The organism is Methylocapsa sp. S129 (assembly GCF_009765995.1).
In the GTDB taxonomy this organism is placed as follows: Bacteria; Pseudomonadota; Alphaproteobacteria; order Rhizobiales; family Beijerinckiaceae; genus Roseiarcus.
The window spans coordinates 72324-95612 of sequence record NZ_LMUI01000050.1 but is presented as its reverse complement, the minus strand read 5'-3'; the positions used below and the strand labels follow the sequence as shown (position 1 = coordinate 95612).

The following is a 23289-nucleotide window of genomic DNA, read 5'->3' as shown; positions in this document are numbered from 1 at the left end:
CGGATCCCTTATCCGGCCGCCCCGATGTGGGGCGGGCGAAAAGCCAATTCAAGGGCGGAACGCGCCGCTACCGCCGGGGCGTGAACGCGTTGATGCTCATAATGCCGCCCGGGCGCAGCACGAGCAAGACCGCCAACAGGCTGAAAACGGCGACGTCGCGGTAGTCGATCGGAAGATAGGCCGACCATGCCGCTTCAAAGGCGCCGATGATGAGGCCGCCCAGAAACGCGCCGGGAATCGAACCGATGCCGCCAAGGATGGCGGCGATCAGCGCCTTCAGGCCGAGCGTTGTCGAAGCGCCATAGCCGACTCCGCCGTAATAGATCGTCATCACAAAGCCCGACAGGCCCGCGAAGGCGCTGGCCAAAGCAAAGGTCTTGGCGAAGATCGAACGGGGGTTCACGCCGAACATTTCAGCGGCGATCGGGTCGTCGGCATAGGCGCGCCATTGCCGCCCGAAACGGGTCCATTTCATGATCGCCAGCAGCGCCGCGGCGGCGGCGAGCGCGAAGGCGCCGATGAGAAAGGCGATCGGCGTCGCCGCGACAAAAAAGTCGCCGGCGCGCAGAAGCGCGAAGGGCTCATTGAGAATCGGGTTGACCCAATGAAGACGCCCGCCCTGGGTCAGGCGCAGGAATTCCTGCAGGAATAGCGACAGGCCGACGGTCGCGACCAGCGCCTGCTGCCCGCTGGCCCTGTGCAACGGCGCGAAAACCAGCCGGCCCGACGCGACGCCAAAAGCGCTCGCGGTCGATATCGCCAGAAGCAGGGCCAGCACCAGCATCGCGGCTGGCGCATAACCGGCCGCCAACAGCACGCCGAATGAGGCGGCGTAGCCGCCCGCCGCCGCGAGCTCGCCAAAGGCCAGATTGATGCGCCCGACAAGACCATAGACCAGCGAATAGGCCGCCGCGAGCAGGGCGTAGATGGCGGCGAGCGGCAATCCGTTGATCGCCTGCTGCAGGCCATAGGCCAGCGACTTTGGCGCGCTCCACACCGATTCCGCGCCCGCCAGCGGCAAAGGATCGTTGGCGCGCGCTTCGGAAGTCGCCAGCCAGAAGCGAATGAGCGTCGCCAGTTGATAGTCGCTGAGCTGGCCGCGATCGGTCACGACGGAAATCAGATCCTGGGATTTCCTCGGGCGCCCCGGCGCGAGGAAGCGGCATTCGGCGAAGTGCGGCGTCAGGGTCTCGCCGGGCGCGCCCGCGAGATAATCGACGCGCAGGCCCCGGCCGTCAGCAAAGGCGGTCTGCTTCAGGATCCGAATCGCAGCGTCGCCGTCCTCAATGGCCGGCAGGGCCATCCGGCACAAGCGCGCCTGATCGGTTTCAAGAAGCGGCGCGCAGCCGGCGAGCAGGGCCGCGCAAGCGAGAATCAGGAGACAGCGGAACACAAGGCCAAGAATGAGCCATGGCGGCGGTGAAGGGAAGGCGGCGGCGCCTTAGCGCTCCGCTTTCAGCTTCTGGGCGGCGCGCGGCGCAAAATAGGTCAGCACGCCGTCCGCGCCGGCCCGCTTGAACGCGATCAGGCTTTCCATCATCGCCTTTTCGCCGTCGAGCCAGCCGTTCTGCGCGGCGGCCATGATCATCGAATATTCGCCCGACACCTGATAGGCGAAGGTCGGGACGGCGAACGTGTCCTTCACGCGGCGAACGATGTCTAGATAGGGCAGGCCGGGTTTGACCATGACCATATCGGCGCCCTCGTCGAGATCGGCGGCGACTTCGCGGATCGCCTCGTCGCTATTGGCCGGATCCATCTGATAGGTGCGCTTGTCGCCCCTGAGCACGCCCGAAGAGCCGATCGCATCGCGGAACGGGCCATAGAAGGCCGAAGCATATTTGGCGGCATAGGCGAGGATTTGCACATCCTCGAAGCCTTCCCGGTCCAGCGCGGCGCGGATAGCGCCGACCCTGCCGTCCATCATATCGGAGGGAGCGATCACATCGGCGCCGGCGCGCGCCTGGACAAGGGCCTGGCGCACCAGCGCCGCGACGCTCTCGTCGTTGAGAATGCGGTCTCCGGCCATCAGGCCGTCGTGACCATGGCTCGTATAGGGGTCGAGCGCCACATCGGTGACGAGGCCGAGCTGCGGAAATTCTTTCTTGATCGCGCGGCAGGCGCGGCAGACCAGATTGTTTTCGTTGAAGGCTTCGCTGCCGTGTTCGTCCTTCAATGCACCATCCGTATAGGGGAAGAAAGCGATGGCCGGGATATCGAGCGCCACGGCGCGCTCGGCTTCGCGAACCGCCTCGTCCACGTTCAGGCGATCGACGCCGGGCATGGCGGCGATCGGCGTGCGGCGCTGGGCGCCGTCGGCGAGAAACAGCGGCCAGATCAGATCGTCGGCGGTCAGCACGTTCTCAGCGACCAGCCGGCGCGTCCAATCGGCCTTGCGATTGCGGCGCGGGCGATGCGCGAGATCGAGCCGGGGCGCTGGATGCGGCTCGGACGCCGGGGAGCGAAGGGGGCGGATCGGCGTGGGCATGGTGGCGGCTCTGTGACGATAAGGGGCTGCATAGCATGGCCCGACTGTCGCAAACAGGGGCCGGATGTCGCGCCTGACGCCCTCGCTTGGGCACAAGAGGCTGGCGCTCCACCACGCGCGGCGAAGGCTCAATGAGCGCTCGATGCGACGACCGACGCCGCCTTGATCAGTCCTTCGATGCTTTGCCGCTGGCGTTCGAAAGCGGAGAGCGCGTCGCCCTGGAGAACGCGGCCGGCGGCCAGCTTGATGCGCAACGGATCGACGTTATGCCCATTGATCCGCACCTCGTAATAAAGGTGCGATCCCGTCGAAAGCCCCGTCGAGCCGACGAAAGCGATGGTCTGCCCCTGGCGCACGCGGGTCCCGACTTTCATCGCATTGGGGAAACCGGCGACATGGGCGTAGGTCGTCTCATAACCCCAATCATGCCGGATGCGAATATATTTGCCGTAGCCCCATTGCCAGCCGATCGTCTCAACGACGCCGGCGCCCGCCGCCACGATCGGCGAGCCGAATGGCGCGGCATAATCCGTCCCCTCGTGAAACCGCCGGTCCCCCAGCACCGGATGAATGCGCCAGCCAAAACCATCGCCCAGGCGCCCCGCGGCGACCGGCTTGCGCAGAAGAAACCGGGTTACCGAATGGCCGCTCTCGTCGTAATAATCGACGCTGCCGTCATCAGGCGCTTCGAAACGGTAATATTGGCGCGCCTTGCCGCCGACCGTGAGTTTGGCGAAGGCGAGTTGCGATCCCTCGCCATCGTCTGAATCATAGAGAAACTCAGCCGAATCGTCCGCCGACACCGGCAGTTCGAGATCGAGATCATGTTCGCAAACGCGCATGAATTCGTCGACCAGCGACCGGTCGACATGGCCGCGCTCGGCCAGATTGTAAAGATTGACGCGGATGCTTCCCGCGGAAATTACCGTGGCGTTGGAGCTTTTGTTCAGCGGATCGGACGCGCGCGCCAGATCTGATTTGCCGTCCTCTTGCGTCGCCACGCGAAGATAGCGGCCGTCATCCGAAAGAGCGACCGCCGCGGTGGGAGCCTCAGGCGATTCCAGGCTCACCTTCAGCGGACGGCCCGCGCCGTGCGCCTCTTGCGAGGCGTCTTGCAGGATGACGATCCTTTCGCCTCCCGCGAGCGTTTGGGAACCGTCCCCTGCGCCGCCCAGGAGCCCCGATGTGATCGCGCTGGCGTCGGCGGGCGCGGCGCCCAGCGTCTGGAGAATGAGCGCCAGCCCGTCGCCGGGCTTGGCGATGATGACGCGTTCCTTCTCCACATCGGCGTCGGCGGGAGCCGCTTTCGCAATAACGGTTACGTTGATCGGCGCGCCTAACGGCGCCGGTCTGGTCGATCGCTGGCCTTCGATCGGCGCATAGGCGCTGGCGCCGGTCGGCGCGGCAAGTTGCGAGGCGGCGATCATAAGATCGAAGGGTGAAGCGGGCTGTTGGGGGCGATCGTCTCGTCCCCGTCCTCCCGGTTCATCGCCTTCGGTCGTCGTCGGCGGCGAATTCGGGGTCGGACTGCCCGGGATATGGGCGAGGTCGGCGACAAGATGGGTGAAATGGGTGATGCGCGATCCCGAAGAATTCAGTTGCTCCACTTGAATCCGCGCGTCGCTGGGGTCTGGCGCCGCCGCAGGGTTGAACCGAGCTGCGCGGCCGCCGGTCGGCGCAGCCGGTTGTGAAGGAAGCGGCGCCGCCGCCACGGCGGCCATCGGAGAGCGCGCCATCCGGCCAAAGGCCGCATAGATGGCGCCGACCATCAGGACGGAGGCTATGGCGCCCATCAACGCGACCGCGACAAACCACCTGACGAAGACGGCATGGCGATCGAATCGGAAATCCGAAGGCGGCGCGGCGCTCAGCGCCGGCTCGTAGCCAAGCGGGACGACGAACTGAGAGTCAGAATTTCTCACGAAACATGCATCTCCCTCAGCCCATCGCGGTCATGGCTGGACGCTGCGCGTGCGCGTTGGCCGGGTTTGAGCTTTAGGGATCAACGACTTGTTCGCGATAGTTCATAGACTGGAAGACGCTTCCAAGCAGACGCCGCGGAAGGCTGCGAGTGGATTTCGATCGTTTCCAACACCCGTCGCCCCTTTGTTGACCGCCCCCCAATGAGATCGGAAAGGAAGCGTTAATTTATCCCATATGGGGCGAAGATGTGGCGCGGGCGAAGTTCTCCTTCGCCGGCGCGCAGTTGGCGACGGTTCTCGGGGAACACGTTTCCTTGAAGCGGCGCCGCGCGCCACACCCGGCGGAAGAAGTTTCCGCAGAATATTCTTAGCTCCTGGCGAACCGCTTCAAACATTCCTCGAAGAGGACGAGATCGTCGATCGGGCGGTTTTTCCCGTCTGTCGGCCGGATGAGGCCGCCGAGCGGGCGCAGCGCCTCGTCGATCATCAGATTGTCGCCGAGCCCAAACCCCTCGATCGACATGCCGTCATTGGCGAGTTTGCGGCCGGCCGGCCCATCCGCGACCGGTGCGAAGGCGACGGCGACGCGCGTCTCGAAGGGCGTCACGACATTGGAATAGCCATAGACCGGCTTGCCGGCGCCGTGAAACCAGCCGAGTTCGAACACCGTGCCGGGATCGGCGCTGACGCCGCGAAACGGCGTCAGATTGGCGATGACGATATCGGCGCGCCGCATCAGCGCGAGGTTGCGTTCGAAAATGCTTATCGAGGTCGGTTTGCCCTTGGCGCCGAGTTCGACATCCAGCGGCGGCAATCCGGTGCAACCGTAGCGTGCGCAGAGAGCCTTTTTCGCCGCAAGCACATCAAGCGCGTTGGGAAAAAACACATCCGGCCCGGCGAGATAAATTCCAGGCGTCGTCATGCATGTCTCCCGTGAAATGAATTGTGAGAAAGCGGCGCCAAGCTCCGTCTCACGAACGCGCCAGCGGGTCATTCTCCAGCAGGATCGGCGATCCATGCGGCGTGGCGTGCGCCGCGCGGCGCCACGCCTCTTTGCGCGTCGCCAGTGTCGTCGCGGCGACAAGCTGCTTTTCGGCGACCAATTGCTCCAACGCCTTGAGCCAGCACTGATAATAGGCGGAGCCGTCGCTGTCTTGCGGCTTAGTCGCCGCCTGGATGGTCGCCCCCAGCGTTTGGGTCCATTCCGCCCAGGTGAAGATTCCGCGCTCGCTCAGCGCCACCGCAAGCGCGAACGCCTGCGCCTCCCAAGGCTCCTGAAAAACCGGCTCATCAGCCGCGCCGCTGTGGCCGCGGACTTGTTCAGGCGCGTTCAAGATAGCTCTCCCACGCGTCTATCGATACGAAATGCTCGGCATCGGCCGCGTCGCCCCACAATTCGCGGGCCGAGAAATTGACGGTGTAAACCCATTGCGGCTGCTCGCCGCCGCCATGCGCATTGGCGTCGGGAAAGACGAATGCGGCATGGACGCGTTCGACCACGCCTTTTTTTGCGCGGGTGTAACGCGGCAGTCGGGTATGTCCCGCTGGGTTGATATTGCGCGTGCGCACCCCATCGCCTGGCTTGAACGCAGCCGGCGAAGCCGCGGGTCGGTTGCAAGGCGTTCCTCGCGCCAACGCTGCCGCAACCTCGTCGCGCCGCAAGACGCGTTTGACCGGGGCCGGCGCCGCCAAAGCTTTGCCAAGACGGAGTTCGTCGCGCGTAATCAGGCCTTTGGCCACAGATAGCCGCTCGACGGCCTTGATCCAGATTTCGTAGTAGCTGGAGGCGAGATAATCGGCCGGATTGAGGGATTCCCTCGCATGTCGGCTGGCGTCGATCGTCCAGCTTCCGGTAGCGCCCATGGCGATCGTCAGGCCCATCGCCCGCTTTTCCCAATCGGCATGAAAGCGGCGATCTTCCGGCTCGCGCGCGATCGGGCCAAAGCCCATCATGCCGCCCAGATCCTGCGCGCCGTTCATTTGGAGATCTCCGAGGGCCGTCGCGCCAGACCGACGCCGATCATCGAGTCGCGCGTAACAAGCGCGGCCAGCGCGCTTTCGCTTAAATCCTCGGCGCCCTCCGGGCGGCGGGGAATGACGAGATAGCGCAGCTCCGCCGTCGAATCCCAAACGCGAATCCGCGTCGATGGCGGCAAGTTCAAGCCGAATTCCGCAAGGACGCCGCGCGGGTCGATCACGGCGCGGGAGCGATAGGGCGGCGATTTATACCAGGTCGGCGGCAGGCCGAGCACCGACCAAGGATAGCAGGAGCAGAGCGTGCATACGACGAGGTTATGCTCCTCCGCAGTATTTTCGACCGCGACCATATGTTCGCCCTGCCGGCCGGTGGAGCCCAGCGAAGCGATCGCCGCTGTGGCGTCGCGCAGCAGCCAGTCACGGAAGGCCGGGTCGCTCCAGGCTTTGGCGACGACAGCGGCGCCGTTGCGCGGGCCGATCTTCGTCTCATAAGTCTCGACAATGGCGTCGATAGCGCCAGCGTCCACATAGCCTTTCTCGACCATCAACGATTCAAGCGCCCTGACGCGCAAATCCATTTCCGAAAGATTGTTGTCGCTGTGATCGTGATCGTCGTGATGATGATGATTTGAGGGATCGCTCATGAGGCCGGCGCCTGTGGGTTGGAAGCGACGCCCGCAAAGGGGCGCGCCGCGTTCAATTGAACCAGAATGCATAACCTGGGAAATTGCCGTTGAAAATGCGCTGCCACTCGGTCCATTCGGCCGCGGACAGGATCGGGCCGGCCTCAAGATAGGGCGCCGCGGCCTGGCCTGTCGCCCAGAGCACCAGGTCGAAGGGCCGCGGTTCGAAGAAAATTTTCTTGAAATTGACGCCCTGGGCGAAACGCCAGTGCGGAAGAAGCCTCTTGCCGTCGAGCACGTCGTCAAATTCGTCAAGCGCTTTGAGCCAGGCGTTCACCTGCTCCTGACCGACCGGCATGCCCGCGATGACGCCGTGTTTTTGCTGGGGCCCCGGTATCCACACGCGATCATCGTCGGTCCTGGCGAGGATGACCTTCCAGGTCCGACGATTCAGCGCGATGACCTGCTTGAGATGAGCATGGGCGTTTTGCAGGCGAGAAGGTTCGACGACAGGCCAACGAATCTCGTGAACGAGCGTGATGGTGTCCGCAATCTGCAATTGGGAGCCAAGGAATCCTCCGTCTCTTTCAAGGCCGGGATCGGGAGCCGCTTTGGCGAAGGGCGTCGGCGCAATGCGCGGATAGAAAAGTTCCCCCGCCTCTTCAAACGTCAAACGCCAGTCATAAGCGAGCACGAATTCGATCGAAGCGGACAGAAGGTGTGCATAGCCGCGCAGCCAAAGCGCATCGGCATTGTCGAACGCCACCTCGAACGGCTCCGTCTTGCTCGCGCCGTCGCTCGGCGTCATCCTCAGGCTGGCGAGAATCGCCGAGAGCTTTTCCGCATCGTCGGGCTTGCCGTCTCCTCGCAGGTCGAATTTGATCGCGTTGAGATCGAGGACGATCTTGACGGGATTGTCCGTCATCGGCGCCAGCGTCGCCTCAACATCGGCGAGGTCGCCAAGAAAGACTTTCAACGCATCGCGCTGTTTCTCGTAGGATAATTCTTCGGGCGCCGGATTGACTGGAACGGGAAAGCGCAGCAGCGGAATGCTCACACTCTGCGGGGCTCGCAAGCCATAGCGATACTGGGTCTGGCCATAACGTTCGATGGCTCGAGCGAATCGGATAAGGCCGAGGCCGAATCGCGCTTCATTATTGTTGGGGCTGGCGGAAAGCTGCGCCGCTGCGGCCAGTTCGCCGACAGCAAGCTGGCCGCTTTCGAGCGTTTGGCGCGTGGACGCCGCGAAATCGTCAGCCTTTGCCGCAGACGCGACAAAGCAGGCCAAAGCGACGAGAACGACGAAACGGTTCATGGGAGTCTCAACCGAGATAAAAAACGGCCTAGCGCCTAGTGACAATAAGGGGTAGCGCAAGGCCGAACAAGCTTGCCGCTTCGCCGCGCCGGCTCAATGAGCGGGGCCGCTTCTTTTGCTCCACGCCCGCGCCGCCTCGGCTCTTTGCCAGATCAGTAGCGCCGGCGCGCCGATGGCGAGATCGCGGGCGCGTTTGATCAGCGACAGCGCGAGCGCGTCGGCGGGGGTGAGGCCGACCAGCGGCGCCAGCAGGGCATAGGCGCCTTCCTGCACGCCCAAAGCATTGGGTATGAAGAAAGCGAGACTGCGCGAGGCGAACAGCAAGCTTTCCATCGCAACGGCGCCTTCGATCGAAATCGGCGCGCCGATGAGCCGCAGCGCGAGCCAGGCTTCGAACGCGACGCCCAGCCACGCCAGCAAATGCAGCGCGAAGGAAGCGGCGAGCGCGCCAGGCCGCGCCGTGACTTCGCTCAACGCGGTCAGCGCATTGTCCACTTCGCCAAAGGCGCTGAGCCAGCGTTTCGCCCCGGCGCGCACGAGCCGCGACAGCCATGGGCTGCGGCGCAGTGAAAACGCCAACAAGCCGGTGAACGCCAAGCAAGCGACAATGCCGAAAAGGGCGGGGCGGATGATCGCGGCGCCGGGCCGGATCTCTTCAAGCGCGAGGAGGCCCAGCGCAATGAATGCGAGCTGCGCGACGAACTCGGTCGTAAGATCGACCAGGGTCGAAGCGGCAGCCTCCGCGCCCGAGACGCCGGCCAATATGGCGGCGCGGACGCCGATGATCATGCCGCCGATCTCCGAAAAGGGCAGCACTTCAGCGCCGGCGTCGCGAAGCACGCGCGCCCAGATCAGGCCCAACGAGGAAGCTGTTGCGACCGGTTTGAGGCAAACGCGCCAACCCATTCCCAGCAGCCCCGCGACGGGCGCATGGGCGATGCAAAGCAGGAGAAAGCCGAGCCAGCCCAGATCAACGATCGCGGCGGCGATCGCGCCTGCGCCGAACCCGACAACGAGCGCAACCGCGCCGATCAATCCGGCGACAAGGGCGAGAATAGCGACCTTGCTCATCGCGCCCAGCGCTTGTTCACGCGCCCGCTGGCCCGAACCGCAATATTCCGCGATCAGCCTCCAATGCCGCGCCGATCTCGAGCGCCGTTGGCTCGCCATAGCCGGGAACGACGATTTGCATGCCGATCGGCAGCCCGTCTTGTGTCGCGCCCATCGGCAGCGATAGCGCGGTCAGGTCGAGATAATTGACGAAACGCGTCAGCAGGCCGGGAGAAACGCTTTCATCGATCTCGGCGACAAGCGGCGCCGGGAATGGCGTTGTCGGCGTCAGGAGTGCATCGAACCGTTCAAAGAGAAGCGCCAGCTCGCGTTTCTTTTCTTCGCGATCCTCGAACAGGCTCATCAGCCGATGCGCGGGAATATCGCGACCCGCCAATATTCGCTTGCGCACCGGGGCGCCCAGAATGCTGGATTCGGCCTCGGCAAGATGGCCGTAAAGACGATAGGCTTCGATCGCCAGAAGGTCGCCGCATGGCGCTGCGAGATCGCGCAACGTCTGCGACAACGATATTTCGGTCTGGATCGCGCCCAGCGCCTCTAGCCGTGCGCGCGTTTGCTTGAGGACGCGCGCCGTATCGGGGTGAAGATTGACGCCGAGATTGGCGACGACGCCGATACGCAGGCCCGAAATGCGAACCTCCTGACCGTATGCGATCGTGTTGAGTCGATGCGTCCAGCCGGGGCTGCGCTCATCTTGCGCGGGCGCGAGAACCTCAAGCAGGGCCGCCGCGTCCGCGACGCAATTGGTCAAGGGTCCGATCGTATCGAGCATCGGCGTCAAAGGGAGGACGCCGCTCTTATCGATGAGCCCGGCGGTCGTTTTCAGGCCGACAATGCCACAGAAGGATGCGGGCAGCCGGACCGAACCGCCAGTGTCTGAGCCAAGCGCCGCGACGCATAATCCGGCCGCCACCGCGACGCCCGAACCGCTAGACGAGCCGCCCGGCGCGCGCGGCCGGCTCATGTCGCGCGGATTATGCGGCGTGCCGATCGTCTCATTGGTTCCCCAACCGCCGAACGCATATTCGACCGTATGCGTCTTGCCGATGATGATCGCGCCGGCCGCGCGCAAGCGCTTAACGACGGGCGCGTCATGCGTCGCGGGCGCTGCATCGCTGCGCGTCAGAGAGCCAGCCCGCGTCGGCAGGCCCGCTACGTCGATAAGGTCTTTGATTCCGATAGGCGCACCGGCGAGCGGCCCGAGCTTGACGCCTAGTTTGCGCAGCGCATCGATGTGGCGCGCATCGGCCAGCGCGCGCTCTTGATCGAGCGCGACGAAAGCGTGCAATTTTCCATTGTCGCGCTCAATGCGCGCGAAGGCGCTGCGAGCGATTTCCTCCGCGCTCGAAGCGCTGCTTCCAAACGCGCTTCTCAAATCGGCAAACGTCATTGGCTCGTCGTTCATCTCGGCCCCTTATGCAAGGGCGCAAAAGTCGCCGATCGCTTCAACGGAGGCAAGGGCGGCGTGACGATCGGGCCGCAAAAAAGCCCTCCCCGTCGCCGGGGAGGGCTGCCTAAATCAAGTGTCGCTTCTCACATCTGGGTCAGCGAGCCGTGGCCTTTCGGGGTCATCATCGCATCGCAAGTGCCCTTGGCGACATATTTCCAGGCGTGCGCGTCGTAATCGACCGCGGAGGTGCCAGCGCAGCTTGTGCCGGCGCCGGCGGCGCAATCATTCTTGCCCGCGAGGGAAACGCCGTAGCACTTGTCGGCGCCGGCCTGGACGGGCGCCGGGCCAGCCTTGGCGGCGCTGGCCAAAGCGAGGGCGGCGGCAAGCGAACCGGCGAGCGTCATGGCGGTGAGTGCGGTCTTGGAGTTCATGGAAATGTCCTCGTGAATGGTTGAGACAGAAGGGCGCAAAATCTGTCCCGCGCCCGCCATGCCTTTGGTTGGGCCTGACAGAGAGCTATTCGTGGGCGATCGGAGAAGATTACGCGGCGCTAAGATCACGAAAACGTGAATACGGTTGGCGGAGCCGTCTTGGGCGACGCGAGGCGCCGCAAGGCAAACTTGTCATTTCGCCTCTGTTGGGTTCATTTGGCGTCATAAAATCAATCCGGGCGCCGAATGTTCGATTCGGCGCCCGCCATTTTCAGAGTCTTCGCCTCATGCGTCTTTCCCGTTATTTCATGCCCATCGCGCGCGAAACGCCAAAAGAGGCGGAAATCGTATCGCACCGGTTGATGCTGCGCACCGGCATGATCCGCCAGGAAGCGGCGGGTATCTACGCCTGGCTGCCGTTAGGCCTCAGAGTGCTCACTAAAATCAGCGCCATCGTGCGCGAAGAGCAGAATCGCGCCGGCGCCATCGAAGTGCTGATGCCGACGATCCAATCCGCCGACCTTTGGCGCGAGTCCGGACGCTATGAGGATTACGGCAAGGAAATGCTGCGCATCAAGGATCGGCATGACCGCGAAATGCTCTACGGGCCGACCAACGAAGAAATGATCACCGAGATTTTCCGCGCCTACGTCCGCTCCTACAAGGACCTGCCGCTCAATCTCTATCACATCCAGTGGAAGTTCCGCGACGAGGTGCGGCCGCGCTTTGGCGTGATGCGATCGCGCGAATTCCTGATGAAAGACGCCTATTCCTTCGATCTCGACGCGGCTGGCTCGCGTCGCTCCTACAACAAGATGTTCGTCGCCTATTTGCGCACCTTCGCGCGCCTCGGCCTGACCGCCATTCCGATGGTCGCCGACACCGGGCCGATCGGCGGCGACCTCAGCCATGAATTCATCATTCTGGCCTCGACTGGCGAGAGCGAAGTCTATTGCCACAAGGACTTTCTGAGCTTTGCGCCGCCGCCAGCAGATATCGCGTTCGACGACGCGGACGCCATGCAGGCCGTTGTGAACAAATGGACGTCGCTTTACGCCGCGACCTCTGAAAAACACGATGCGGCGGCGTTCGGCGCGCTGGATCCAGCTTTGCAGGTTTCTGCGCGTGGAATCGAGGTCGGCCATATTTTCTACTTCGGAACCAAATATTCCCTGCCGATGAAAGCCGTCGTCAACGGTCCTGACGGCAAGGAGCATGCGGTTCATATGGGGTCTTACGGCATCGGCCCCTCTCGGCTGGCTGCGGCGTTGATCGAAGCAGGCCATGACGAGGCCGGCATTATTTGGCCGGACGCGGTGGCGCCCTTTGCTGTTGGCCTCGCCAATCTCAAGGTCGGCGACAGCGCCACCGACGGAGCCTGCGCGCGCATTTACAGCGCTCTGGGCAAGGCGGGCGTCGATGTTCTCTATGACGATCGCGACGAGCGTCCCGGCGCGAAATTCGCGACGATGGATCTGATTGGCCTGCCCAATCAGGTTATCGTTGGGCCGAAAAGCCTTGGCGAGGGTAAGGTCGAGATCAAGAATCGGCGTTCGGGCGCACGCGAACTGATCAGCGTCGAAGACGCCATTGTGCGATTCGGCGGCGCCGCGTGACTTGTTCTCCTGTTCTCCAGAAGTCTTCGCTGCATGACTGACGCTGCCCTCGAAACGAAGCCCAGTTTGTTGGCGACGCGCCCGTTCTCGCCCTTCGAATGGATGATCGCGCTGCGCTATCTGCGTGCTCGCGGCTCGCAGGGATCGATCTCGGTTATCGCCGGTTTTTCCTTCGCGGGCATTGTGCTCGGCGTCTTTGCGCTGATCGTAGTGATGTCGGTGATGAACGGCTTCCGTCATGATCTGCTCGACAAGATCATCGGCCTTAACGGCCACATATTCCTGCAAGGGGTCGATACGCCGCTGACCGATTATGAAGCGGTGACAGATCGCGTCTCCAAGGTTTCCGGCGTCAGTTTCGCGCTGCCGCTCGTCGAGGGTCATGCGCTCGCCTCATCGCCTTACAGTTCGTCCTTCGCGCTGGTGCGCGGCATCCGCGAAGCCGATCTGAAGCGCTTGCCAGGCGTCGGCGCCAATATCAAACAGGGAACGCTGGATGGCTTTGACGAGGGGGACGGTGCGGTGGTGGGCGCAAAGCTCGCCGAAAACCTGAGCCTGCGCATCGGCGACAAAATCACGCTTCTCGCGCCGGGAGGCGCGCAGACGCCGTTCGGCGTCACGCCCAGGCGCAAGTCCTATACGGTCGCCGCGACTTTCCAGGTCGGCATGTCGACATTCGACAGCGCCTTCATCTTTCTGCCCCTGCATGAGGCGCAGGCCTATTTCAATATGGATGGGCAGGCCAATGTCATCGAGGTCTACGTCCACGACCCCGATCACATGGACGGCATGCGCGCGGCGATTGAGCCCGCTTTGCAGCGCCCGATGATGGAGGTTGATTGGCGCGATCGCGACAAGACCTTTTTCGACGCGCTGAATGTCGAACGCAATGTGATGTTTGCGATCCTCACGCTGATCGTGCTGGTCGCCGCGCTCAACATCATTTCCGGTCTCATCATGCTGGTGCAGGACAAGTCGCACGACATCGCCGTGCTGCGCACGATGGGCGCGACGAAGGGCGCCGTGATGCGTATTTTCCTGATCACCGGCGCGACGATCGGCATTGTCGGCACGCTGGTCGGCCTCATTCTCGGGCTGGTCGTGGCGCATAATGTCGAGACGATCCGGCAGGGCCTCAACTGGCTGCTGGGCGCGAATCTGTTTCCCGCCGAGCTTTATTTTCTGTCTCAGCTGCCTTCGCGCGTTGAGACGGGCGATGTCGTCGCCGTCGTCGTGATGACTTTATTCCTGTCGCTCGCCGCTACGATCTATCCATCCTGGCGCGCCGCCAAGCTCGATCCCGTGAAGGCGCTTCGCTATGAATGAGCCCGCTGGGACGCCGGCGTTGTGGCTGCATCAGGTGGAGCGGCGCTTCGGGCGCGGCGAGGCGACGATCGAGGTTCTGCGCGGCGCCGATCTCGCGCTGTGGGCGGGCCAGTCGGTCGCCCTGATCGCGCCGTCGGGCGCCGGCAAATCGACGCTGCTGCATATTGCCGGCCTGCTGGAATCGCCTGACGCGGGCGAGGTTTATGTCGGAGGCGCCGCGACCGCCTCGATGTCGGATGATGCGCGCACCGCGCTGCGGCGCAACGAGATCGGCTTCGTCTACCAGTTTCACCATTTGCTGCCGGAATTTTCCGCCGCCGAAAACCTCATTCTGCCCCAGATGATCCGCGGCCTGACGCGCGCCAATGCGGCCAAGCGGGCAAGCGAGTTGCTCGCCTATCTCGGGCTTGGCGCCCGCGAAAACCACCGCCCGGCGGAATTATCGGGCGGCGAGCAGCAGAGAGTGGCGATCGCCCGCGCCGTGGCCAATGGCCCGCGTCTTTTGCTGGCCGACGAGCCGACGGGCAATCTCGATCCCAAAACAGCGGACCATGTGTTCGGGACGCTTACGGGGCTGGTGAAAGCGAGCGGCCTCGCCGCCCTCATCGCTACCCATAACCTGGATCTGGCCGCTCGCATGGACCGGCGCGTGACGCTGCAGGACGGGTTGGTGGTCGAGCTCGCGTGAGCGGGGTCGTATCGCGACCGGATAAGTTACAGCGTTATATTCTCGTCGAAAGTCTCGGCCGGGAAGAGCCGGTTGAATTCGACCGCGATCCCGCCTTCGAAATGACGGACCACTTGCGCGGGGGTTTCGCCGATGACGACGGCGGAGCCGATCGGCGGTCTGGCCGCAACGGTAAGCGCGGCGCCGGAAATGGAAATGTCGACAAGCTTGGCGAGATGTTCCTGGCCGTTGGATAGTCTCAGCGTGCTATGCGAAAAGCGCGGCGGGATGCGCTCATGTCGGCGGTCCTCGGCCATGCCGAGCGCCTGCCGGTTGGCGAGCCACGTAAGCTGATCGGCGAGCTTTTCGCGCTTGATCACCGGCAGCTTCATCTGGATCGCAAAGCCCTGCCCGAAATGGCGCGCGATGGTTCCTTCAACCCGGCCGATCTGATTCAGATAAGCGATGACTCGCTCTCCGACGTCGCCTTTGGCGACCCCGGCGAATGCCACGCCGCCGGGCGAAATGTCGATGGTCTGGCACGGATATTCGCGTCGATCTTCAAGCATATAACGGCCCGGCAGGACCACTTTGACGCGCTGGTGGCGGCGACGCTCCTGGACTTTGGCCTCTATCAAAGGCATTGCGCTGGAGTTCACGTGGACGCCTTCCTGGACCGACTGAATGCCTTGCGTGCTCGACCTTGGCTCCGCGACCATATTGTCCTTTGGGTTAATGGCCGATTACCGCAATGCGGTTTGAGGCTGTTCAGCGTTGCTCAGCTGCGCTCGTGAATACAAAAAGATGTCCACGACGGTCGAAATGAGGCGTTCGGCCGAAATCCATCGCCCTGGCGGGTTCGTCGCGAGCCGCGGAAAGCTGTTTCCGGAACGATGATTCCGCACGTCCGAGCACTCGGAGCGACGATAGGGTCATCGGCGCAGCGGGCAACAGGCCGATCCAACTCGGCAGGAATGCCGGTGAAAAAGCGCCGAGGATGCGAGCCCGCGTGTCGCCGTGATGACGAAGTGGCAGCAGAAGGAGTTCGAGGTCCAACGGCCGCAGGCCCGGAGGATGGGTCGAAACGCCGGCCAGTACGGCGACCGTCTCGTCGGCGACGCTGGCGAGTATTGCGGCTATCTCGCGTTGGTCCGGCGTTTGCCAAAGGTCAAGAAACGCTGCGCCTTTCAGCTCGCGTGCAAATAAGGAATTTGTCCGCGTTCCGGCAATGCGGATCGGGTAGCGTTTGGACCTGTCAACTTCGAGAATGAACGTATCGGCCAAAACGCCGCGGATCGCGCCCGGATCGATCTCGGAACGCTCCGGCGCGCTGCGGCCGCCGCGCAACAGATTCCAATAGGAATGCAATTCTCGACTTGCCGCTAATTTCACCCGCGTCCCCTAATCCCAACTTAAGGCCGCTGTCCGAATATGACACAGGGCTAAGGCCCCTGGACGGCCATGACCTCAAGGAAGCAGGGCGCATGCCAACACTTTGTTAGGGATATTCGCGCGGTCCTTGGCTCGCCTGCGAAAGGCCGGCTGACGAAATTAACAATAGACTAAAGATTGGATTGCCCGTCGGTCGGCGATGCGCCAGATTGTCGTTACTGAGGTTGAAACAAAGCCGCTTGATTTGCTGCAGGAGGCGGTGCGTTTCCTGGGATCTTTTGTTTCGCGGTTGCTGCCCGTTTGAAGCGATGGATTCATCTGAAGGTTCCGTGGCGTGCTCCCGTCGCGGACCGACGGAGGAGACGGTGGAATAGGATAGGGGAGGGCCTTGCTCCAGGCTCTCCCTTTCTATTTCTAGCGACGCCGCCCCCGGATCTTCCTCAATTGCCGTCGCGCGCCGCGCCGCGCTGTGTTATCGGAACAGCCCTTTCGAAGACCGGGTTTTCCGATGCCATCTGACGATTCGCCGCCGGAAAATCCGAATGTTGCCCTGAAAGTCAGGGAGCCGATATTCGACGCGCCGCTCGTCGTCGTCGCGCTGGTTGCGATCCTGATCGTCATTCATGCGGCGCTGAGTCTTTGCTCCGAGGCGACGCAAGAGGCGATCGTTGGCCGATTTGCTTTTGTCCCCGGCCAGCTCACCCTTGCTTTTTGGCCCGAACGGTTCCGCGACCTGCAGGCGCATGTCAACCTTGATCCCGGAGCGCTGCAGCAGGCCAGAATCGTTCGGGATTTTCTTCTGCAACAAGGAGGCGGTCTGAATCTTTGGCGGCTGCTGACCTATGCCTTTATCCACGGCTCCTGGAGCCATGTCGGCTTGAACTCGATCTGGATCATCGCCTTCGGTCCGCCGGTGGCGCGGCGTCTGGGCCCCCTGCGATTTCTCGCCCTGTTTGCGGCGACCGCGATCGCCGGCGCTCTGTTCCATTGGGCGTTCAACATGATGGATTTTACCCCGCTCATCGGCGCTTCGGCGGCCGATTCCGGACTGATGGCGGCGGCGGCGCGCTTCATGTTCGAGCCAGGCGGTCCGTTAGGCGGGCCGAGCGGCTATTCGCGCTCATCGCCAGGCGCCGATTATAACGTTCCGGCGCCGCCGTTGCTGCAATTGTTGCGCGAACGGCGCGTCGTGATCTTTCTGGTCATTTGGTTGGCGACGAATTTCATATTCGGCGCCGGCGCGCAAAGCTTTGGCCTTTCGGAAGCGCCCGTCGCCTGGCTCGCCCATATCGGCGGCTTCGCCCTTGGACTTTTCCTGTTCCCGCTGTTTGATCGTCGCGCGGCGCCCGTCAGGCGTTGAGCGCCGCCATAGTCTCCGTTTTCGCCTCCTTTTCCGGCTGCGGAACGGCCGTGGGCAGGCGCACCAGGAGCGAAATCAACGCGCGATCGTTCAGCAACGCCATCCGTTCCTTCGGCTTCAGCCAACCGATAACTTCCTCAAGAGACTTCGCATCGTTGAGCTTGGCGGTCGCCACCGCCTCTTCGACATCGACTTCGCCGCGCCGGCGGCGCGCGGCTGAAGGCAGGAAAAGCTCGTGCTGCACGCGAAACGCGGCGTCGTCATGGATGGCGCGTAGTCCATCGTCGCCATCGTGGCCTGTGCGGGCGAGCTCGATCGAAAGCGCATTGGCGCGCTGAACGATGGCGGGCGGCGCGGTTTCCTCTGGGGTCGTCAACAGGCCGACGCGGCGCAGCGCGACGCCGATCCATAATTGGCCGCTCGCCCAGGATAGAGGGATCGCGAGGATCAGGCCGGCGATCGTGGGCGACATCCAGGCGACGAGGGAGGGCGAGATCAGCATGCTCGCGAACAACGTCAGGACCCCAAGCGCCATATGGGTGCGATGGCGCCGCACGATGCTTCGGAACGGGATCGAACCGTCATCGCGTCGTTGCGGGTTCCAGCCGGTGTCGCGCCCCGAAAGGATTTGCACGACGGAGCCCGACTGGATCAGCATCATGATCGGCGCCAGAAAGGCCGACATGATCGTTTCCAGTAGGGCGGAAAGGATCAAGCGAATCGCGCCGCCGCACGCTACCCTGGTGCGCCGATCGATCAGCGCGGCGACGAGACCGAAAAATTTTGGCGCGAGCAGGACGCCCATCGTCAGCTCGAAAAGCTGCAACGCGCGCGCCGCGTCGAAACGCGGCCAGGCCGGGAAAAGCGAGAAGTCGGCGGTGAAATATTCGGGTCGGATGTAGCTCGTCTGAAGCACGAGGGCGATGCCCACCAGCAATTGCGCCATCCACAAGGGCGACGCCAGATAGCCCATAATGCCGTTTGCAAAATGCTGGCGCGAGGCCAGAATCAAGCCCTTCGTCGGCAAGATGCGCAGATGCTGCAAATTGCCCTGGCACCAGCGTCGATCGCGCGCCGCCAAGTCAATCAGGGAAGGCGGGCTTTCTTCATAGGAGCCGCCCAGCGTCGGCAGCATATAGACCGCATACCCGGCGCGGCGAATGAGCGCCGCCTCGACAAAATCGTGGCTGAGGATATGGCCGCCGAATGGAGGGCGGCCGCGCAGGTCCGGCAAGCCGCAATGGGCGGCGAAGGCGTCGGTGCGGATGATCGCATTATGCCCCCAATAATTGCCGTCCCGTCCCATCCAGGCGCTCAGTCCCGCCGCGACGACGGGACCGGCGATACGCGCGGCAAATTGCTGGACGCGCGCAAACAAGGTGTTGCGATTGATGATGAGCGGCAAGGTCTGGATGATGCCGGCGTCGGCGTCCGCCTCCATCGCGACCGCGAGCCGCACGATGGAATCCCCCGTCATCAGGCTGTCCGCGTCGAGCACCACCATATGTTCATAAGCGCCGCCCCAGCGGGTCACGAAATCGGCGATATTGCCCGCCTTCCGGCTCGTGTTCCTGCGGCGATGCCGATAGTAGAGGCGCGCCTCCGGCATTCTCTGGCGGATCGCCACAAGCGCGCGCTCTTCGGCGATCCATATGTCGGGGTCGGTCGTGTCGGACAGGAAGAAATAGTCGAAGGCCTCGCCCAGGCCTGTGGCTTCGACATCCTCGCAGATCGCCTGAACCGCCGCGAAGACGCGCGCGGGCGCTTCATTGTAGATCGGCATGACGACGGCGGTTTTCTTCGCGAGGCTTTTTGGCAGAAGTCCGGGAACGGGCGTGCGAAACAGCAGCCAGACGAAACCCAGGATGCCCGAAGTGAAGGCGACCGCGATCCAGGAGAAATTGGCGACGAAGAGAACGACCAGCACCCATTCGAGCAGCGTGATCACGCCGACTTCGACAACCCGGTACATCTGGTAGGCGCCATACAAGGTGAGCGCGAGCGCGCCGCCGAACACGAAAAGGCGCGCGGCCCATGGCCTATAGGCGAGCAAGGGCGCCGCCCATGGCCGCCGCTCTTTGCGCGAAAAGCGGGTCAGCGATTGCACAGGCATCGCCAGCGGCGCCTCAGGCGGCGTCGCGGATGAAGCCAGAGCAGGGGGCTCGGTCACACTGTCCATCGATAGAGCCATGTTTCGCTGGCGGGCTGGCCGGAAAGCTCGAGCACCACGCGCAATTCCGAGAAAAGCTCCGAGCCTGGGTCGAGGTCGAACGCCACGCGCACGCTTTTGCGTTCGGCGGACACAAACAAACGGCTCCAAACGGTTTGGCCGGGATGCGCGACAATATTGGCCTTGATTTGCGAAGACCGCGTCGCATCGCTGAACGTTTCGCTCGAAAATTCGAGAACGAAACGCGTGTTCTTGCCGACCTTTCCCATGCGCACGCCGGTGCAGGTGGCGAGAGTCGGGCGCGCCGGCGGCGTCCAGCACCAAAATTGCCGATAGGCGAAAACCTTCGTCGCCCCTTCGGCAAGGCCGGCGTTGGAGCGCCATTGGGCGATGATGTTGTCGTTATTCTCGGACTCGGTCGGAATTTCAAGCAATTGTATCTGGCCCTCGCCCCAGTCCCCGATAGGTTCGATCCATAACGAGGGCCGCGATTCCCAGTGCTGATCGTCGTCTTCAAACATGTAGAACGAACGGTTGCGCTGGAGGAGACCGAACCCCCGCATATTCGGGTCGCCGAAAGCCGATATCTGCAAGGTGTCGCGATTGGCGACCGGCCGCCAAATCCACTCGCCTTTCGCGGTCAGCATTTGCAGTCCGTTGATCTCATAGACGTTGGGGCGAACGTCGGCGATTTTGGACCGATCGAGATCGCCGAAGAGATAGACGCCGCTCATCGTGCCCAGGCCGATATGATCGACCGCTGCGCGCGCGAAGACCGTGAGTTCGGTATCGATGATCGTCGCCTCGCCCGGACGGAGCGTAAAGTGGAAAGCGCCGGTCAGGCTGACGGAATCGAGCAAGGCGTGAATGACCAGCGCGTTCGATGCGAGCGTCGGCTTTTCGATCCAGACCGAGCGAAACAGCGGAAACTCCTCGCCATCGGGATCGCCCGTGCGAATCGACAAGCCCCGCGCCGTCACGCCCATGGTCTGGCCGCGCGCTTTGGCGCGAAAGAAGCTCGCGCCTTGATAGATCGCCACTTCCTGAAAGCCCTGGCCTTCCACCGCCGTCAGGACGCGAAAGCCGGAATAACCGATATCGGGCAAATCAGTCGGCAATTGCAGTTTGCCGAAGTCGAAGGCCGTGCGGCTGTAGGGGACCCTGCGCGGCGTCCCGTTCTCCACGATATTGATGTCCATCGGCGTTGAGAAAATAAAGCCGCGATGCAGCGGCTCCAACGCAAATCCGACATTGTCGCCGTTCCATAGCGCGGCGCCGGGCTGGGAGCGGATCGCGACATATTGGTCGTAGGTCAGATTGGCGAAGGGATCGGGCAGGGCGGGTTTGGGCGCCTTGAAGGGGGATTTGGCGAGCTGGCGCGCCATTTCGATCACATTGTCGGCGGCGAAGGCAGGCGGCGCGGGCGCGCTCGGCGCGGGCTCCGCGTCCGCCGCCTGCGCGACGTCCATAGCCCCTCCCAGGGTCGCCCCTGCCCCCGATAGGGCGCCGGCTACGGCGAGCTTCAGAAAATCGCGGCGCTGGCGCATCGAGTCTTCACATATCATGATCGGGTCGCGCGCCGGGCGGTTCTGGGGCATGGCCCTCGAAACCAGGCGCGTTCCTTCCTCTGAAACCGCGTTAAAACAAACGCTTGGCGGCAAGTCTTATCCCTTCGAGGAGCAATGACTCGCCGTCGAGCGGCACGCCTTCTATATCGCATTATTGCAGCGCGGCGAGACGCTTTTTGGAGCTTTAATTGAATGCGCTGATCTGGACTTTCCCGCGCCGCTGAAGTTAAGCCAAACTCAACGCCTCGGGTGAAGAATGGTTCACCCAAGCGGCGTGCGGACAGGAAAAAAGCAATGACCAAACCCAAGCCGCGCCGGCGCCTGGCGCTCGTTCTTGCCGCGGGCGAGGGCGTCCGCATGAAATCGGCGCGCCCGAAAGTGCTGCACGAAATCGCCGGCAGGACGATGCTCGCCCACGCGCTTGGCGCGGTCGCGGCGGCCGGCGCGCTGGATGTCGCTGTGGTCATCGGACCGGATCGCGACGATGTCGCCGCCGAGGCGCTGAGAGTCGCGCCCGCCGCCGCGATCTTCGTTCAGGCGCGCCGGCTCGGCACGGCTCACGCCGTCCTGGCGGCGCGCGAGGCGATCGCCAGGGGCTATGACGATGTTCTGATGACTTACGCCGATATTCCACTGATCCGCGCCGCGACGCTCGAAGGCTTGTGCGACAGTCTGGCTCATGGGGCCGATGTCGCCGCGCTCGGCTTCGCCGCGCGCGATCCTGCCGGCTACGGCCGACTGGTCGAGAAGGACGGTCGCCTTGTTGCGATCCGCGAGCACAAGGACGCCAGCGAAGCCGAGCGGGCGATCGTCCTGTGCAATGCCGGGCCGATGGCCATCGCCGGCGCGCGCGCGCTCGAATTGCTCGATCAGATCGGCTCGGACAATGCGGCGGGCGAATTCTATCTCACCGACATCGTCGCCGTCGCCGCCGCGCGCGGGTTCCTGGCGACGACGCGGATCGCGTCCGAAGACGAGGTTATGGGCGTCAACGATCGGGTCCAGTTGGCCGCCGCCGAAGCCGTCATGCAGCGGCGCTTGCGCGAGCACGCGATGCGCGAGGGCGCGACGCTGATCGCGCCGGACACCGTGTTCTTTTCGCATGACACGAAGCTGGGGCGCGACGTTCTTGTCGAACCTCACGTCGTGTTCGGCAAAGGCGTCGAGATCGCGGAAGGCGCTATTATCCACGCCTTCTCCCATCTCGAAGGCGCGAAGGTCGCGGCAAAAGCCTCGATCGGTCCCTATGCCCGGCTTCGCCCAGGGGCGGACATCGCGGCCGGCGCCAAGGTCGGCAATTTTGTCGAGATCAAGAACGCTTCCGTCGAGGCCGGCGCCAAGGTCAATCACCTCAGTTATATCGGCGACGCCCGCGTGGGCGCGGGGGCCAATATCGGGGCGGGAACGATCACCTGCAATTACGACGGCTTCTCGAAATTCAGGACCGACATCGGCGCCGGCGCCTTCGTCGGCTCCAATTCCGCTTTGGTGGCGCCGGTGACCATCGGGGCAGGGGCCTATATCGGCTCCGGGTCGGTGGTCACCGAGGATGTCGAGCCGGATGCGCTGGCCATCGGCCGCGGCAGACAGGTCGCCAAACCCGGCTGGGCGAAAGCGTTCCGGGCAAGGCAGAAGCCGAAGAAGGCGGCGGAGTGAGTGGGCCCTGGAAGCGCCCGGGAATAGCCGGAGCGCCCGAATGACCCGATACGGTCCGTCAAAATCCCTGCTAAGCCTTTGATTTTCGCGCGTGGGGAAGCGCGATTCTATCCGCGAAACGGGGAATATCAAGGACTTAACCTCGTTTGGACTTCCACATCGTAATTTTCCACGCGCAAACCTGGATCGGGGCTCTCGGACGGAGAGGGCGGGAGGGTAAGATAAGCTTCCCGCGGGCCGACTTTTTGGAAATTGGTCGCTAGATTATCATAAATTCTTATTTTCAGAAACAAATATGTTTCGTCGCCGGCGCCCGA

The 23289-nt window shown here is 63.3% G+C and carries 20 protein-coding genes; 5 read left to right on the top strand and 15 right to left on the bottom strand.

Annotation, left to right across the window (positions count from 1 at the left end; all coding sequences use genetic code 11):
• Positions 1-67: 67 nt before the first annotated feature.
• The 11 genes from GSQ90_RS28155 to GSQ90_RS28105 all read right to left on the bottom strand — a co-directional run bounded on the left by GSQ90_RS28155 (position 68) and on the right by GSQ90_RS28105 (position 11217).
• On the bottom strand, positions 68-1393 hold the full coding sequence (locus tag GSQ90_RS28155) for a branched-chain amino acid ABC transporter permease (protein WP_158818303.1): 1326 nt from the start codon (positions 1391-1393) through the stop codon (positions 68-70).
• Between the two features lie 48 nt (positions 1394-1441).
• The gene (gene hemB / locus GSQ90_RS28150) at positions 1442-2488 is read right to left on the bottom strand and encodes a porphobilinogen synthase (RefSeq protein ID WP_158818302.1); all 1047 of its coding nucleotides are present in this window, start codon (positions 2486-2488) and stop codon (positions 1442-1444) included.
• A gap of 128 nt (positions 2489-2616) precedes the next feature.
• The gene (locus GSQ90_RS28145; protein ID WP_158818301.1) at positions 2617-4410 is read right to left on the bottom strand and encodes a M23 family metallopeptidase; all 1794 of its coding nucleotides are present in this window, start codon (positions 4408-4410) and stop codon (positions 2617-2619) included.
• A 367-nt stretch (positions 4411-4777) separates the two neighbouring features.
• Positions 4778-5332: a nucleoside 2-deoxyribosyltransferase gene (locus GSQ90_RS28140; protein ID WP_158818300.1), complete on the bottom strand. Its 555-nt coding sequence runs from the start codon at positions 5330-5332 to the stop codon at positions 4778-4780.
• A 49-nt stretch (positions 5333-5381) separates the two neighbouring features.
• Positions 5382-5744: a nitrile hydratase accessory protein gene (locus GSQ90_RS28135; protein WP_158818299.1), complete on the bottom strand. Its 363-nt coding sequence runs from the start codon at positions 5742-5744 to the stop codon at positions 5382-5384.
• On the bottom strand, positions 5731-6390 hold the full coding sequence (gene nthB / locus GSQ90_RS28130) for a nitrile hydratase subunit beta (RefSeq protein ID WP_158818298.1): 660 nt from the start codon (positions 6388-6390) through the stop codon (positions 5731-5733). The genes GSQ90_RS28135 and nthB overlap by 14 nt, the downstream gene beginning before the upstream one ends.
• A complete protein-coding gene (gene nthA, locus GSQ90_RS28125) occupies positions 6387-7031 on the bottom strand; it encodes a nitrile hydratase subunit alpha (protein WP_158818297.1) in 645 nt (214 codons plus the stop codon). Before nthA ends, nthB begins: the two co-directional genes overlap by 4 nt.
• A 52-nt stretch (positions 7032-7083) precedes the next feature.
• The gene (locus GSQ90_RS28120) at positions 7084-8325 is read right to left on the bottom strand and encodes a hypothetical protein (RefSeq protein ID WP_158818296.1); all 1242 of its coding nucleotides are present in this window, start codon (positions 8323-8325) and stop codon (positions 7084-7086) included.
• 93 nt (positions 8326-8418) lie between these two features.
• Positions 8419-9396: a lysylphosphatidylglycerol synthase domain-containing protein gene (locus tag GSQ90_RS28115; RefSeq protein WP_158818295.1), complete on the bottom strand. Its 978-nt coding sequence runs from the start codon at positions 9394-9396 to the stop codon at positions 8419-8421.
• A gap of 16 nt (positions 9397-9412) precedes the next feature.
• On the bottom strand, positions 9413-10801 hold the full coding sequence (locus tag GSQ90_RS28110; RefSeq protein WP_158818294.1) for an amidase: 1389 nt from the start codon (positions 10799-10801) through the stop codon (positions 9413-9415).
• Positions 10802-10929: 128 nt separating this feature from the next.
• Positions 10930-11217: a DUF2282 domain-containing protein gene (locus GSQ90_RS28105; protein WP_158818293.1), complete on the bottom strand. Its 288-nt coding sequence runs from the start codon at positions 11215-11217 to the stop codon at positions 10930-10932.
• Between the two features lie 287 nt (positions 11218-11504).
• Between GSQ90_RS28105 and proS the strand changes: the two genes are divergently transcribed.
• Genes proS through GSQ90_RS28090 form a run of 3 tightly spaced genes read left to right on the top strand, consistent with a single transcriptional unit; the run spans position 11505 to position 14847 of the window.
• Positions 11505-12833, top strand: a complete 1329-nt coding sequence (gene proS / locus GSQ90_RS28100; protein ID WP_158818292.1) for a proline--tRNA ligase — start codon at positions 11505-11507, stop codon at positions 12831-12833.
• Positions 12834-12866: 33 nt separating this feature from the next.
• Positions 12867-14159, top strand: a complete 1293-nt coding sequence (locus tag GSQ90_RS28095; RefSeq protein ID WP_158818291.1) for a lipoprotein-releasing ABC transporter permease subunit — start codon at positions 12867-12869, stop codon at positions 14157-14159.
• On the top strand, positions 14152-14847 hold the full coding sequence (locus GSQ90_RS28090; RefSeq protein ID WP_158818290.1) for an ABC transporter ATP-binding protein: 696 nt from the start codon (positions 14152-14154) through the stop codon (positions 14845-14847). The genes GSQ90_RS28095 and GSQ90_RS28090 overlap by 8 nt, the downstream gene beginning before the upstream one ends.
• Before the next feature lie 26 nt (positions 14848-14873).
• On the opposite strand, the gene GSQ90_RS28085 is transcribed toward GSQ90_RS28090, so the two are convergent.
• Positions 14874-15470, bottom strand: coding sequence for a PilZ domain-containing protein (locus GSQ90_RS28085; protein ID WP_158818369.1), 597 nt, complete (start codon positions 15468-15470; stop codon positions 14874-14876).
• Between the two features lie 124 nt (positions 15471-15594).
• Positions 15595-16218 (bottom strand): PAS domain-containing protein, encoded by a 624-nt coding sequence (locus tag GSQ90_RS28080; protein ID WP_158818289.1) that lies wholly within the window; start codon positions 16216-16218, stop codon positions 15595-15597.
• Between the two features lie 508 nt (positions 16219-16726).
• On the opposite strand from GSQ90_RS28080, the gene GSQ90_RS28075 reads away from it, so the two are divergent.
• Positions 16727-17578 carry a rhomboid family intramembrane serine protease gene (locus GSQ90_RS28075; protein WP_158818288.1) on the top strand — a complete coding sequence of 284 codons (852 nt, stop codon included), beginning with the start codon at positions 16727-16729 and terminating at the stop codon, positions 17576-17578.
• Here GSQ90_RS28075 and mdoH read toward each other — a convergent pair.
• Together mdoH and GSQ90_RS28065 are read right to left on the bottom strand one after the other, a co-directional pair.
• Entirely contained in the window at positions 17568-19757 is a 2190-nt protein-coding gene (gene mdoH, locus GSQ90_RS28070; protein ID WP_158818287.1) for a glucans biosynthesis glucosyltransferase MdoH, read from the bottom strand. The two genes, GSQ90_RS28075 and mdoH, sit on opposite strands and share 11 nt — an antisense overlap.
• Entirely contained in the window at positions 19745-21295 is a 1551-nt protein-coding gene (locus GSQ90_RS28065) for a glucan biosynthesis protein (protein WP_158818286.1), read from the bottom strand. Before GSQ90_RS28065 ends, mdoH begins: the two co-directional genes overlap by 13 nt.
• Before the next feature lie 315 nt (positions 21296-21610).
• Between GSQ90_RS28065 and glmU the strand changes: the two genes are divergently transcribed.
• Positions 21611-22972, top strand: coding sequence for a bifunctional UDP-N-acetylglucosamine diphosphorylase/glucosamine-1-phosphate N-acetyltransferase GlmU (glmU, locus tag GSQ90_RS28060; protein WP_158818285.1), 1362 nt, complete (start codon positions 21611-21613; stop codon positions 22970-22972).
• The last annotated feature ends 317 nt before the right edge of the window (positions 22973-23289 follow it).